13 protein-coding genes are annotated in these 12,998 nt (G+C 61.2%); 2 read left to right on the top strand and 11 right to left on the bottom strand.

Annotated elements, in window-relative coordinates; translation table 11 throughout:
• Positions 1 to 2 precede the first annotated feature (2 nt).
• From DESPIG_RS03355 to xerD, 6 genes are all read right to left on the bottom strand, one after another.
• Positions 3 to 404, bottom strand: a complete 402-nt coding sequence (locus DESPIG_RS03355) for a DnaJ family domain-containing protein (protein ID WP_006005049.1) — start codon at positions 402 to 404, stop codon at positions 3 to 5.
• Complete coding sequence (gene mutS, locus DESPIG_RS03350; RefSeq protein ID WP_006005047.1) at positions 397 to 3,117, bottom strand: DNA mismatch repair protein MutS; 2,721 nt, start codon at positions 3,115 to 3,117, stop codon at positions 397 to 399. The genes DESPIG_RS03355 and mutS overlap by 8 nt, the downstream gene beginning before the upstream one ends.
• Before the next feature lie 77 nt (positions 3,118 to 3,194).
• Positions 3,195 to 3,635, bottom strand: a complete 441-nt coding sequence (locus tag DESPIG_RS03345; protein ID WP_006005045.1) for a lipopolysaccharide assembly protein LapA domain-containing protein — start codon at positions 3,633 to 3,635, stop codon at positions 3,195 to 3,197.
• A 25-nt stretch (positions 3,636 to 3,660) separates the two neighbouring features.
• Positions 3,661 to 4,143, bottom strand: coding sequence for an HIT family protein (locus DESPIG_RS03340; protein ID WP_006005043.1), 483 nt, complete (start codon positions 4,141 to 4,143; stop codon positions 3,661 to 3,663).
• A 62-nt stretch (positions 4,144 to 4,205) separates the two neighbouring features.
• Entirely contained in the window at positions 4,206 to 6,887 is a 2,682-nt protein-coding gene (locus tag DESPIG_RS03335; RefSeq protein WP_006005041.1) for a CBS domain-containing protein, read from the bottom strand.
• Entirely contained in the window at positions 6,887 to 7,825 is a 939-nt protein-coding gene (xerD, locus tag DESPIG_RS03330) for a site-specific tyrosine recombinase XerD (RefSeq protein ID WP_006005039.1), read from the bottom strand. The genes DESPIG_RS03335 and xerD overlap by 1 nt, the downstream gene beginning before the upstream one ends.
• 75 nt (positions 7,826 to 7,900) lie before the next feature.
• Here xerD and folK point away from each other — a divergent pair, with 75 nt between their 5' ends.
• Both folK and DESPIG_RS03320 read left to right on the top strand, forming a co-directional pair.
• Positions 7,901 to 8,413, top strand: coding sequence for a 2-amino-4-hydroxy-6-hydroxymethyldihydropteridine diphosphokinase (gene folK, locus DESPIG_RS03325; protein WP_040369233.1), 513 nt, complete (start codon positions 7,901 to 7,903; stop codon positions 8,411 to 8,413).
• A gap of 79 nt (positions 8,414 to 8,492) precedes the next feature.
• Entirely contained in the window at positions 8,493 to 8,786 is a 294-nt protein-coding gene (locus tag DESPIG_RS03320; protein WP_040369232.1) for a transcriptional regulator, read from the top strand.
• Positions 8,787 to 8,950: 164 nt separating this feature from the next.
• Here the strand turns inward: DESPIG_RS03320 and DESPIG_RS03315 are convergent, their stop codons facing one another.
• Genes DESPIG_RS03315 through DESPIG_RS03295 form a run of 5 tightly spaced genes read right to left on the bottom strand, consistent with a single transcriptional unit; the run spans position 8,951 to position 12,589 of the window.
• On the bottom strand, positions 8,951 to 9,712 hold the full coding sequence (locus DESPIG_RS03315) for an energy-coupling factor ABC transporter ATP-binding protein (RefSeq protein WP_006005034.1): 762 nt from the start codon (positions 9,710 to 9,712) through the stop codon (positions 8,951 to 8,953).
• Positions 9,709 to 10,467 carry a cobalt ECF transporter T component CbiQ gene (gene cbiQ, locus DESPIG_RS03310; protein WP_006005032.1) on the bottom strand — a complete coding sequence of 253 codons (759 nt, stop codon included), beginning with the start codon at positions 10,465 to 10,467 and terminating at the stop codon, positions 9,709 to 9,711. The genes DESPIG_RS03315 and cbiQ overlap by 4 nt, the downstream gene beginning before the upstream one ends.
• 9 nt (positions 10,468 to 10,476) lie before the next feature.
• A complete protein-coding gene (locus DESPIG_RS03305) occupies positions 10,477 to 11,127 on the bottom strand; it encodes a hypothetical protein (protein ID WP_006005030.1) in 651 nt (216 codons plus the stop codon).
• Positions 11,124 to 11,762, bottom strand: coding sequence for a cobalt transporter CbiM (gene cbiM / locus DESPIG_RS03300; protein WP_006005028.1), 639 nt, complete (start codon positions 11,760 to 11,762; stop codon positions 11,124 to 11,126). Before cbiM ends, DESPIG_RS03305 begins: the two co-directional genes overlap by 4 nt.
• Positions 11,763 to 11,818: 56 nt before the next feature.
• Positions 11,819 to 12,589, bottom strand: coding sequence for a DUF4198 domain-containing protein (locus DESPIG_RS03295; protein WP_006005026.1), 771 nt, complete (start codon positions 12,587 to 12,589; stop codon positions 11,819 to 11,821).
• Between the last annotated feature and the right edge of the window lie 409 nt (positions 12,590 to 12,998).

Here is a 12,998-nt window from a genome sequence, read left to right as displayed (position 1 = left end):
CGCTATCTTTCCTTCCTGTCGTGCCGGGAAAGCCGCTCCAGCAGACGGTCATAATAGGTATCGTCATCAAGGTTCAGGGGCCGCTGGTGCTTCATGCGGGCCTGCAGGATCATGAAGCGCAATTTCTGCATCTGGCACACGCGCTCCTGCTCGTCCTCGCAATGTTCCAGCATGTCGGCCAGATTGCTGATCTCCTTGCGTTCGGCCAGCTCCGGCGGCACGCAGCCGGCGTTGCGCAGCACCTTGTAGGCCATGCGCAGTTCCGGGGGGACATGGCTGTCGTCTTCCAGCTCCAGCGGCCTGCCCCGGCCGGGGAGATCATCGAAATCCCCCTTGGCCATGGACTCCTCGATACGGCGCTCGGCGATGGACTGGATGACGGACCAGGGACTGACCTCAGACATGTTTTTCCTCCGTATCGGGAGCATCGGCCCAGAGCTTTTTCCACTCCATGATCAGCTTGAGGGCCGCCAGCGGCGAAAGTTCATCGGGATCGAGGTCCCGCAGCAGCAGGACTAGCGGATGCGGCCCGGCGGCCGGTGCGGCCGGGATGTCGATGGGCAGGGACGGAGGCTCTTCGCGGGCGACTCGCTTTTCCATGCCGGGAAGGGCCAGCGTCTCCGTCTGGGGCGACATGCGCCGCCCCTCGCCCCGGCTTTGCTCCAGTTCCGCCAGGATGGCCCGTGCCCGCTGCACCACCGGCGCAGGCACGCCCGCCAGACGGGCCACCTCCACGCCATAGCTGCGGTCCGCGGGGCCGGGCACCAGCTTGTGCAGAAAAAGGATGTCGCCCCCGTATTCCCGGATGGCGATATTCATGGTGAACACGCCGGGAACACGTTTTTCCAGCGCCGTGAGCTCGTGATAATGGGTGGCGAACAGGGTGCGCACCTCGCCGTGCGCCCGGGCGGCCAGATCCTCCACCACGGCCCAGGCCAGCGCAACGCCGTCATAGGTACTGGTGCCGCGCCCGATCTCGTCTAGGATGACCAGGCTGCGCTTGGTGGCCTGCCGCAGGATGCGGGCCGTCTCCATCATCTCGACCATGAAGGTGCTCTGCCCCTGGGCCAGGTTGTCCGAAGCGCCCACGCGCGAGAACAGCCTGTCCACCAGCCCCAGGCGGGCCCGTGTGGCCGGAACCATGGAACCGGTCTGCGCCAGCAGGCAGATGATGGCCACCTGCCGCAACACCGTAGACTTGCCCGCCATGTTGGGACCGGTGAGCAGGCACAGGCGGCGCTTGGCATCCAGCGTGATATTGTTGGGCACGAAATTGGCCGTGCCTATCATGGCTTCCACCACCGGATGGCGGCCTTCCTCGATGAGGATGTCGGCACTGCCGTCCAGCTCGGGACGGCACCAGCCGTTACGGCGCCCCACCTCGGCAAGGCTTTGCCAGTAGTCCAGATGGGCGATGACGTCCGCCATGTGCAGGATGCGCTCCCGCTGCTGGGCCATGAAGGTGCGCAGATCCTGATAGAGCTGATATTCCAGCGTCTTGCGCTTTTCGGAAGCGGAAAGGAGCGCCTCTTCCAGCTCCTTGAGGGCTGGCGTGGTGAAGCGCTCGGCATTGGCCAGGGTCTGGCGGCGGATGAAATGTTCCGGCACCGGCCCGCTGTGCGCGGCCTTGCTCAATTCGTAATAATAGCCGAAGACCCGGTTGAAGCCCAGCTTGAGCTTGGCGATGCCGGTCTCCTGCTGCTCGCGGGCCAGTTCTTCCTGCAGCTTCTGCTCGCCGTGTTCCACCAGATCCAGCAGACGGTCCAGCTCGGCATTGTATCCGGCCTTGAACAGGCCGCCGTCCGTGATGACCACCGGCGGGCTGTCCACCAGCGCGCTGCGCAGCAGATGCGCACAATCGGCCAGATCGTCCCAGCCCTTGAGCAGCTCATGGATGACACGGGGCGCGTCCTCCCCGTTCTCCTGCCCCGGCAGCGGATACTTCCCGTCCAAGGGCTGCGTCAGGGCCGCCAGAACGGCGGGCAGGGCCGCAAGACTGTTGCCGAGGGCAATGAAGTCCCGCGGGGTGGCCCGGTTGACCGTCACGCGCGTGGACAGGCGCTCCAGGTCATAGACGTCCTTCAGAGCTTCCCGCAACAGGGCCCGGCGGTTGTCGTCATCGTGCAGCAGGGCCACGGCGTCCTGTACGGCCAGGATGGGGGCCGCCTCGCGCCATGGATGCCGCAGCATGTCTTCCAGCAGACGGCCGCCCATGGGCGTCATGGTGTCATCCAGCACATGGCGCAGGGTCCCCTTGCCCTTGCGGCCATTGAGGCGCTGGAAGATCTCCAGATTGCGTTCCGTCACGTCGTCCACCAGCATGTGGCGGCCCAGATCCAGCGGCTGGAAAGGCATCAGATGCTCGGGGCGGCGTTTCTGGGTCTGCTCCAGATAGACCAGCAATGCGCCGCAGGCCCGCACGAGGCAGGGCTTGTTCTGGAGGCCCAGCGCTGCCAGTTCCTGTACGGACTGGGCTTCCAGCAGGCGGCGTTCGGCCTTGCGGGCGTCGAAACCGGCCACGGGGCGGCGCAACAGGCGCACGCCTTCCAGCAGGCACTTGGGCGGCAATTCCTTGTCGTCCGGCACCAGCAGCTCGCGCGGGGCCAGCTTCTGGATCCATTGCCAGAGCTCGGGCAGGCGCTTCACCTCCATGCCGGACCACTGGCCCGTGGAGATGTCCGCCCAGACGAAGGCCCCGTTGTGCCCCTCCCAGAAAGCGGCTCCCAGATAATTGTGGCTGCGGGCGTCCAGGTTGGCATCTTCCAGCACGGTGCCGGGCGTCACCACGCAGGTCACGGCCCGTTGCACGAGCCCCTTGGCGGCCTTGGGGTCTTCGGTCTGGTCGCAGATGGCCACATGGAAGCCCTTGTCGATGAGCTGGGCGATGTAGGCCTGCGCGGCATGCCAGGGCACACCGCACATGGGCACGGGGTTCTCCGTGTCCCGGCTGCGACTGGTCAGGGCGATCTGCAGTTCACGGGCCGCGGTGACGGCATCGTCGAAGAAAAGCTCGTAAAAGTCACCCATCCGATAGAACAGCAGCGCATCAGGGTAGTCGGCCTTGATGCGCAGATACTGCTCGAACATGGGAGTCAGCTTGGGAGTTTTTTCTGCCATATGCGTAATTGCGCAGCGGCGCCATCCAAGGACGACGCCGCTGCAGAAAAATGCGCCTGATGCGCGGGGGAAAGGGACTAGGCCTTGTCAGGATCGGGAGCGGTCACTTCTTCCGGCTTGGGTTCAGCCTTTTCCTTGGCAGGAGCGGCTTCGATGGCCTGGGCCTTTTCCTGGGAGACCTTGCGGAGGAAATCGCCGCGCGCGGTCTCACCGTCCAGGCTCTTCTTCAGCTTGGCCACTTCACGTTCCAGAGCGGACACGCGCCACTTGCTCTTCATGTAACGGGCCGTCAGGTGCATCTTGTCCCACAGCAGCAGGGCCACCGCCAGCAGGGCACCCACGAAGAAGGCCACGATGACGATGAAGTAGAACGGCAGCGGGATGGACGTCATCTCAGGCACGAAGAAGAGATTGAGTTTGAGCGTCATGGCCGTCGACAGGGCCGTCTGGTTCTGGAAGAAGAAGACCAGACTGAAGAAAATCAGCAGAACAAGTAACAGGACCTTTATATAGCGCATAGTCTCCTCCTCTGCGCGGTGGTGTTCAAAACCTGTCGAAATACGGCTTCAGATGGGCATAGCTGCTGCGCAGGTGTTCCGGGATCGTGCGCACCTCATCCATCACGGCCATGAAGGAGGAATCCCCGTTCCAGCGCGGCACGAGATGGAAGTGCAGATGTTCCCGGATACCGGCTCCGGCAGCCTGCCCCTGGTTGAGGCCGATGTTGATGCCTTCGCAGTGAAAATGTTCCTGCAGCACCAGCGTGCAGCGCTGCATCAGGTCCATGATCTCGTGCGTCTCATCCTTTTCAAGCTGGGCCAGCGCCATCACATGCCGATAGGGACAGACCATGATATGTCCGTTGCTGTACGGGAATTTATTCATGATCACAAAAGCATGCTTGCCCCGGTACAGGACCAGGCGTTCTTCGTCTTCATCCCTGTTTTCAGGAAGACAAAAAACACAACTGTCCGGTTTGGGGCCAAGAATATACTCGATGCGCCAGGGCGTCCACAATTGTTTCATTTTCTTTTCCTCAATACACGGCTTGCGCGCCAAGGGCAAGTCCTGCCCTGAACGCCGCTCTTTTATTTGGGAAATACGCCTTCCTGCCGGGCCATGTCCAGCGCCAGACGACGCTGGCTGTCCGCATCCGGCGTCTCTCCATCCAGCTTGCCGACCAGCACGGCCCGCAGGATGCGCCCGAACAGCGGCCCCGGCGCGATGCCCATGTCGCGCAGATCCCGGCCGTCGATATCCGGCTTTTCACGGCGCCACTGGGTGATGTAACGGGAAAGGTTCTTTTGCAGCCCGCTGTCTTCCACTCCGGCCATGATGTAGAGCAAAAATTCCAGCGAGAATTTTTCCAGCAGCAGATACAGCTCGCTGATCCGGCCCGTCCCGGCCTCAAAGGCCTTTTGCCAGCGGGCCAGTTTGGGCTGCACATGCCGCATGGACTCCCGCTGCTGCAATATCTCCTGCTTGCGCCCTTCGGGCAGGCCCAGGGCGGCGAAGTTGGCGGAGACTTCGGCATAATTCAGGCGGTGCCCCAGTGCCAGGAAGTAGATCAGCCAGTTCTCGACGCTTTCATCGAAATACAGCAGGCGGTACCAGTTGAGCATGGAACACACCTGCTGCAGGATCTGGCGCTTGCTCGGTGTCAAAGACAGTGAAGGCCCCAGGGCCCGCAACAGGCCCAGGCCGTCCAGACGCTCGAAACAGGCCGCCGGGTCCTCTTCGTCGCATATGTGGGTATATTCGTTGAAGATACGCTTTCCGGACAGTTTGTCCAGCATGTGCAGGCTGAGCAGGTTCTTGATGAGCTTTTCCGCGCTGGGCCCGATATGGAAGCCGTAGCGCTGCTCAAAACGTACCGCGCGCAGACTGCGCGTGGGATCTTCCACGAAGCTCAGGGTGTGCAGCACGCGCAGCACGCCCTCCTTGATGTCGCGCTGCCCGCCGAAAAAGTCCACCAGCTGCCCGTAGGGCGTGCAATCCAGGCGGATGGCCAGGGCATTGATGGTGAAGTCGCGCCGGAACAGGTCCATCTTGATGGACGAGAGCTCCACCGTGGGCAGGGCTGCCGGGGATTCGTAATACTCCAGGCGTGCGGTGGCCACGTCGATACGCTGTTCCAGCCCGTCTTCGTCATGGTAGATGACCATGGACGTCAAAAACTTGCGATGCTCGCGCACACGGCCGCCCAGTTCGGCGGCCAGGGCACGGGCAAAGGCCACGCCTTCGCCCTCCACCACGAAATCCACGTCATGGTTGGGCCGATCCAGCAAAAGGTCGCGAACGAAGCCGCCCACCACATAGACAGGCATGTTCAGCTGCTGCCCCAGACGGCCCGCCAGCTCCAGCAGATGACGCACCCGCGCAGGCAAACGGTCACGCAGCAGCTTGGCCACATTGCGCTCGCGCGAATTGTTCTCCTGATAGTCCAGGACCTGACCGGGCTCGGAGGTCATGACGTTGATGAGGTCCGTGCGGGTCACCACCCCCACCACCAGATCCTTGTCCACGATGGGCACCAGACGCTGCCGTCCGCCCACGATGATGGACGAGATGTCCCGCAGGGGCGCATCCGGCGCCAGCGTCTTGATATTGCGGCGCATGTAGTCGTCCACAGGCCGGTCGCCCAGCTTGTGGCTGGTGGCGCGGGACGCCGTCTGGGCATCCAGGATGCCGATACAGTGCCGTGTCCCGGGCTTGAACACAGGCACGGCCTTGAGGCCGAAATGCATCATCAGGGTATCGGCCTCGCGCATGCTGCGGTCCGACTCGATCCCCACCGCCGGTGACGACATGTAATCGCTGGCGGTCTTTTCCGGTCCTGCCTGCATGTGCAGGTTGCGCACGATGGCGTCATGGACCTCGTTGAGGGTCAGGTTGCGGATGGAGGCCGACGCGGCATAGGCATGACCGCCCCCGCCCAGCTCCGCACAGATGCGGCCTACATTGATGGCATCGCTGCGGCTGCGGGCCACCACCTGCACCCTGTCCTCCATGCGGCCCACGGCAAAGAGCACCGTAAACTTTTCCATCTCCATCAGCCGGTGGGCCAGATAGGCGAAATCCCCCAGATAGTGTTCCATGGAGGCTTCGGCGATGACCACCGGTTCATTGTTGATATGGTAGACGCGCGCCGATTCCAGCAGACTGTTGAGGGCCCGCACATGCAGACTGGTCAGCTCATGGGCCGCCATCTCGTTGATGGCATTGACATCCATGCCCTGGGTCAGCAGCCAGGCAGAACTTTCAAAATCCAGCGGTGTGGTGGAGCTGTAGGTGAACGAGCCCGTATCCCCGTAGATGCCGAGCCCCAGCAGGGTGGCGTCCGCGGCTTCCAGCACGGTCCCCCGCTGCCGCAGCTCCCGCACCAGCAGGGCCGTCACGGACCCCACGGTCTCCACATGGCTCGTCTGGGCCGGGACGTCCTCGGACGAGGCCGGATGATGGTCCCAGACCTCCACGGACACCCCTTCCTTATCCAGCAGAGCCGACACATGCCGGACACGCTCCCGCTGGCGCGTATCCACCAGCACGAGGTGGGTGATCTCGTCCCAGGGGATGTCGGCACTGTCGGTCAGATGGTAGCGTTTGGCATCCAGCGAGCCCACGACCTTTTGCAGGCCGCGCTCCTGTGTCCCGGGGAACAGCAGCAGGCTGTCGGGATACAAAAAATGGGCAGCCAGCATGGCCGCGAAGGAATCGAAATCGGCATTGGCATGGCAGGTGACCAGGACCCGGGGAGAAGATGCGGACATTACGACTGACTCCGTGGATGGAACTGCCTGTGCAGGGCATGGAGGCGCTCGGCCTGCACATGGGTATAGATCTCGGTGGCGCTGATGTCGGCATGGCCCAGCAAAAGCTGCACGGCCCGCAGGTCAGCCCCCCCTTCAAGCAGGTGGGTGGCAAAGGAATGGCGGAAGGTGTGCGGCGAGATGGAACGCCGTATGCCCGCCAGCAGGGCGTATTTCTTGACCATCTTCCAGACGTACTGGCGGCTCAGGCCCTTGCCGGAACGGTTGAGGAAAAGGTAGCGGCTCTGGGGCGAAAAATCGTCACGCCAGAAGGACAGCCATTGCTGCAACAAGTCGAGCACCAGGGAATGGAGCGGCACAAGCCTGTCCTTGGCGCCCTTGCCCGACACCAGCACCAGCCCCCGCTGCATGTCCACATCCGCCACCAGCAGGTTGCAGACCTCCGAGACGCGCAGGCCCGCCGCATAGAGCATCTCCAGCAGGCAGCGATCACGGCGGCCGCATTTCTCGCGCATGTCCGGCAGTTGCAGCAAGCGGTCCATCTCGGCCTTGCTCAGGACTTCCGGCAGGTACTGGGGCAGACGCGGGCTTTCCAGCAAGCTGGCGGGATTGCTCTCCAGCAGGCCTTCTTCCACCGTATACTCAAAAAAGCCCCGCAATGCCGACAAACGCCGGGCCAGCGTGCGCCCCGCATTCTTCCGGGCCCGCAACCAGGCCAGATACAAAAACAGATCATGCTCATCGAGGCTGGTCTTGTCTCCGGCGTCCAGCTCGTCGAGGAAAAGGAAAAAGTTTTCCAGATCCTGCCGGTACGAGACCACAGTACGCATGGAAAGGCCCCGCTGGGCCAGCAGGTATTCCCCCCAGGCCGGGATCTGTTTTTTCAGGATCTGCAGGGATCGCTCCGTCGCCTCAGGCAATACGCTTTTTTCCGTCATGTCATCATGCTAGCTGCCTTGGACGGATTGGGCAAGATTTTTGACAGCATCCGGGCAAATGTCTACAAGGAGGCCATGACCGCACCGACCATCACCGTTTTTGTCTGTCTGGGCTCCAATACGCCCGATGCCGCGCACATGCTCTCCCTGGCAGTGGAACGCTTGCGCGCCCTGCCCCGTGCCCGGGTGGATGCGCTCTCCGGCGTCTACCTGACCGAACCGCAGGACTATGCGGACCAGCCCTGGTTCCACAATCAGGTCGTCCGTATGGAGCTGGATGCCGACTGGACCCCGCAAAGCTTCGTCCAGGCATTGCTGGCGGAGGAAAAACTGCTGGGCAGGCAGCGCAGCAGCGATCCCGCCCTGCGCTTCGGGCCGCGCTGCATCGACATGGATCTGCTGCTCTTTGGGGACAGCCGGTGCGACGCGCCGGAAAGCATCGTCCCCCATCCGCGCATGTGCCAGCGGGCCTTCGTCCTCATCCCTCTGTGTGACGTAGGCGCCGCCTGCCGTATCCACGGTCGCACCCCGGCGCAATGGCTGGCCGGGCTCCAGTATCGACAGGAAGGTCAGAGAATTTTTCAGTGACGCGCAAAAACTCTTATGCTATCCTGGGTTGCGATAAAGAATGAGACCCTGCTCTACGCAGGAGAAGGAGAGCGACCATATGTGGAAATGGCTTGTGCTGGGTCTGGCCGTTTACGTCCTGTACCGACTGTTTGCCAATGATTTTCTGAAGAAGAAAAAGGAAAACGCCGAAGACCAGGCCGCTGAAGTCGAGCGCAAGGTCGCTGCCGGCGAAATGGTCAAAGACCCCGAATGCGGCACCTATGTCTCCGTGGACGGCAATATCTCCGTGCGCGACGGTGACAAGGTCTACCGTTTCTGCAGCTACGAATGCCGCGACAAATTCCTGGAGCGCCTCCAGGAAGGTGGCCGCGAGCTCCCGCCCCGCGAATAAGCAGCCTTTTGATCCCGATCCCCAAGCCCGTCACCGTACGGGCTTTTTCTTTTTATGCAAAGAATCGCCGTGTCCGACAGCTCTCACGATGCAGCGCATTCCGACGGCAGCCCCTAGACAAGAACTGCCCGGGGTCCGATCGTGGCGCCCCGGGCAGTTCCCCTTCAATCCGCTATGGAAAGATGCCAATGTGGCTCCCCTCCCAACGGATGGACATGCTCGTGACTGTGACGGACGTCCGGCGCGCAAGCCAGCAGGTGCCCCTCACGGATCGTCCGGTATTCCCCGCAGACCCGGGAAAGGAAGTCCCAGTCATGGGAAATGACCATCCTGGCCGTGGGCAGATCGCATAAGATGTCGATGAGCCGCTGGCGGGCCTCCTGATCCAGGTCATTGGTGGGTTCGTCCAGCAACAGCGCCTCAGGATCCATGGCCAACACCGTGGCCAGTGCCACCAGTTTTTTTTCTCCGCCCGACAGGTGGTGTGTCAGACGCTGCTCAAAACCGGACAGGCCCAAACGCTGCAGCGTGGCCCGGGCCTGTTCCCCGGCTTCCGCCGCTGAAAGGCCCAGATTGAGCGGTCCGAAGGCTACATCCTCCAGTACCGTGGGAAAAAAGAGCTGATCATCAGCATGCTGGAGCACAAAACCCACCTTGCAGCGTAGGGCATGGAAACCCTTTTCGTCATGCAGGGCCTTCCCGTGGAAACGGACCAGTCCCTTACTGGGCCGTACCAAGCCGGTGATACAGCGAAACAGGGTCGTCTTACCGCTGCCGTTGGGTCCATAAAGGCCTATCCGCTGCCCGGGGGCCAAGGCGAAAGAGACATCTTGCAGAACACGGCGCGGCCCACGCGTACCCGTATAGGTCACCTCCACCTGTTCCAGACTGAAAATATTTTCCTCAACGCTCACCGACCGGCTCACAGGATGATTCCTCCCGCCTCAAACCACAGGATACAGGCCAGACAGCATACCGTGGCCAGTGCAAAATGCACATCCACCGGGCGCAGGCAAAAGCTATCCAGCGAATGAAAACGTCCAGAAAAACCACGCAGACGCATAGCCTCGTGCGTACGCTGGGCACGGTCATGGCTGCGCACCAGCAGCAGCCCCAACAAGGAGGAGACTGTTCTGTACGTATGCAGATTCGTACGCGGCCGGAACCCGCGCAGACGGGCCGCCATCATCAAATCCTGCCATTCCCCAGCCAATAAATGGATATAACGACCGGTAAACAGGAAGAGGAAGACCAGCTTGTCAGGACAGCCCAGACGCTCCAGGGCATGCCCTAAGGTCGCGGCGGGCAAGCTAGCCACCAGGGCCAGAAAAACACAGGCTATGGCATTGGACTTGAGTGTCACCAGCAGGGAAAGATACACCCCTTCCCTGCTGACTTGGATGAAATGCCACTGCCAGACTACGGCCCCCGGCGTCGTCCAGGGCGTGACCAGCCACAGGAACAGGATGAACATGTTGATAGCCACCAGACGCCGCCACAGAGGCCCCAGGGGAGCCTGCGCCAATCCCAGCAGCACGCAGCCCAACCCCAGCCCCAGACAGCAGGCCGTCATCTGCCGCAACAGGGCCAGGGCCACCGCCAGCAGAACCGCCAGCAGTACGCGCATACGCGGATCGATCTGCTGGATAAAGGAATCCCGGACAAAAGGCTGGTCGAACATCAGGCTATGCTAGGGCCGACGCCGGGAAAAGTACAGCCCGATCCCCACCAGGCCCATGATCCAGCCCAGCCCGCCCACGATGTCTCGCAAGCTTGGCTCCGCTCCGTTGCCGGCGGCAAGGGCACGACGCAAGGGTGCCAGATGCCGGTCCAATGCCGCATCGACGATCGCTTCCACGTCCTTGCGACTCAGGGCTCCCGTCACTACAGCTGAAGCGGCAGATCCGCTCCCGGCATCGGAAACCAGCTTCGCCGGAAGAGATCCAGCCCCTTCTTCCGCCGAAGATATGGGAGCCGTCCCGGCAGGCAGCAGACTGGAGAATTCGGCGGCATCCATGTGCCACTCGTTCTGATGTCCTTCCCCAGCCAGGATGCGGATACGCAGTCCGTGCCCCTGGCGAACGGCTGCAGGGACAGGGAAGACGAATGTCCCTTTTTTGTCCGTTCTGCCCTGCAGCAGTTCCGTATCGGTCTGCGCGTCAAAGACGATGATCTTCCCCTGCTGCACCGGCGAATCCCGGCGGAAAGAGCATTCCACCCGCACGGTCTCCCCCTCCAGCCAAGCAAAGATATTAACCCGGTGCGCCTGTGCGACCTCGGCAAATATAAGGAGCAGCATCAGGCACAGGCTCCCCGCACAAATCCTTGTATAAGCGTTCATGCACCCTCCTGTCCGCTACCCGGCCGCACCGGGGCCACACCCAGCAGTTCCGGGCGCACACGCATGATGAAGGAGACCGTGAACATGGTGACAAGCCCTTCCACCAGCATGACCGGCAAATGCGCCAGCAGCAAAAGCCGCGCAGCCAGCCAAAAACCCTCATCGGTGAAAGCCAGGGCAAGTGCCGTCAGCACGGCGGCCAACGCTACGCCCAAGGCCCCGCCCATAAAGGCAGCTACGCGTACGCCCTTCATACCGGGGCAGAGATAGCAAATGGCCCGGAACACATACCAGGAGATCACAGCAGCAAAGCCCATAGTAAAAACGTTGACTCCCAATACCGTGATGCCGCCGAACTGAAAAAGCAGCGCCTGGAGTAACAGGGCCACCAGGATGGATGGGAAGGCCGCCCAGCCCAACAGGACCCCCACGAGCCCATTGAGCACCAGATGGGCGCTGGACAGTCCCACCGGCACATGGATAAGCGAGGCTACAAAAAAAGCCGCTGACAGGATCCCCACAGCTACCAGACGATCATACTCCAGTTTGCGCAGCCCCAGCGCTGTGCCCGCCAGAGCCAGAACAGCACCGCCCGCAAGAACGGCGGGAGAAAGGACACCTTCCGCGATATGCATCGTTTTTCCTTCACGGCAGCGGACCTCTCCGCTGCCGTGCTGACATGAGTTTACGCCTATCTCTTCAGAGGAGCCGTGAATTCTACCCAGATCACCGCGCCCAGCTCCACATCCTTGGGCGAGCCCTGATGATCCATCTTTTCCTTAGCCGTATTCAGGGCGGCAAAGCCCCACCAGCCCGCCCAAGGGACATTGTACGTAAAGACGCCGTTCTCGTCAGCCTTGATCACCTGGGTCGTAAAGTAGACATTAGGGATCGTGTAGGCATCATCACGATTGTAATATTCCACTTCCACCACGGCACCGGGCACAGGCTTTCCGTCCAGCAGTACGCGCCCCTGGAAGAGATTACCGCTGTAATTGGCAAAGGGGCGAGTCAAAGGAACAATCTCCGTCTTCAGCCCCAGGGGGACGTCCCAGCCCTCCTCCTCGCCGAAGGCAGCTATTACGGTCTTGGTATAGTGGATGATAAAGCAGTCTTCTGCAGGCTCAAAATAGGGGGCGGGTTCCATGGCGAATTGATACACGCCAGGGCGCTTGACGCTATAAGTAGCCTGCCACGCCTGATGTCCGATAATAGAAACCGGCTTGAGCAGCGGTTTAAGATTTTCGGTCTTCCCGTCCACCGTGACGGTCAGGGACTGGGGCTGCTGCATATCCATGCCCTGCATCTCCATAGGATGAGAGAAGGAGATATCCAACTTCAGGGACGCTTCTTTTTTTTCCATCACCGTCGAAGACGAAGGGATAATCATGCCAAAATGAGCTTCGGCTTGGCCAGTAAGGCAGATGAGCAGGGCAAATACCATGCACGCTGTCTTCCACATGCTGTTTTCTCCTTATGTTTTGCAAAATACAGGATCCTCGCCAGCTATCGTTCGGATGCTCACGAGTAACACGTTTTTTTTAAAAATAGCAACAATAAAAGTCAGCAGCGTTAGCATGCCCCATCCTTTTACACGCTGGACGCCAGCCCAAAGCCCTTCCAACCGCCATCCTTGCCCCTCTGTCCTCTCCTTGGAAGGTAACCGATCCCGGGTAACTTCCTCCAGGTCCTATACTCCTGCCGGGTAACGGCGTAGTGATGCGATCCGTCTGGCATCGCAGCGAATTTTAAATCAGGCGCTAGACAGGCATGGGAGATCAACGCCTTCATTCCTTCTCAAAACAAAAATCCCCGGCGGATACCGGGGACGATCAGAATCAAATGCAGGGCGAGAAATCTTTCGTAGTGCG

Origin of the sequence: Desulfovibrio piger ATCC 29098, from assembly GCF_000156375.1 — a bacterium.
Taxonomy (GTDB): domain Bacteria; phylum Desulfobacterota; class Desulfovibrionia; order Desulfovibrionales; family Desulfovibrionaceae; genus Desulfovibrio; species Desulfovibrio piger.
Note: the sequence above shows the minus strand (reverse complement) of the source record. Positions and strands in the feature narration are given on the sequence as shown.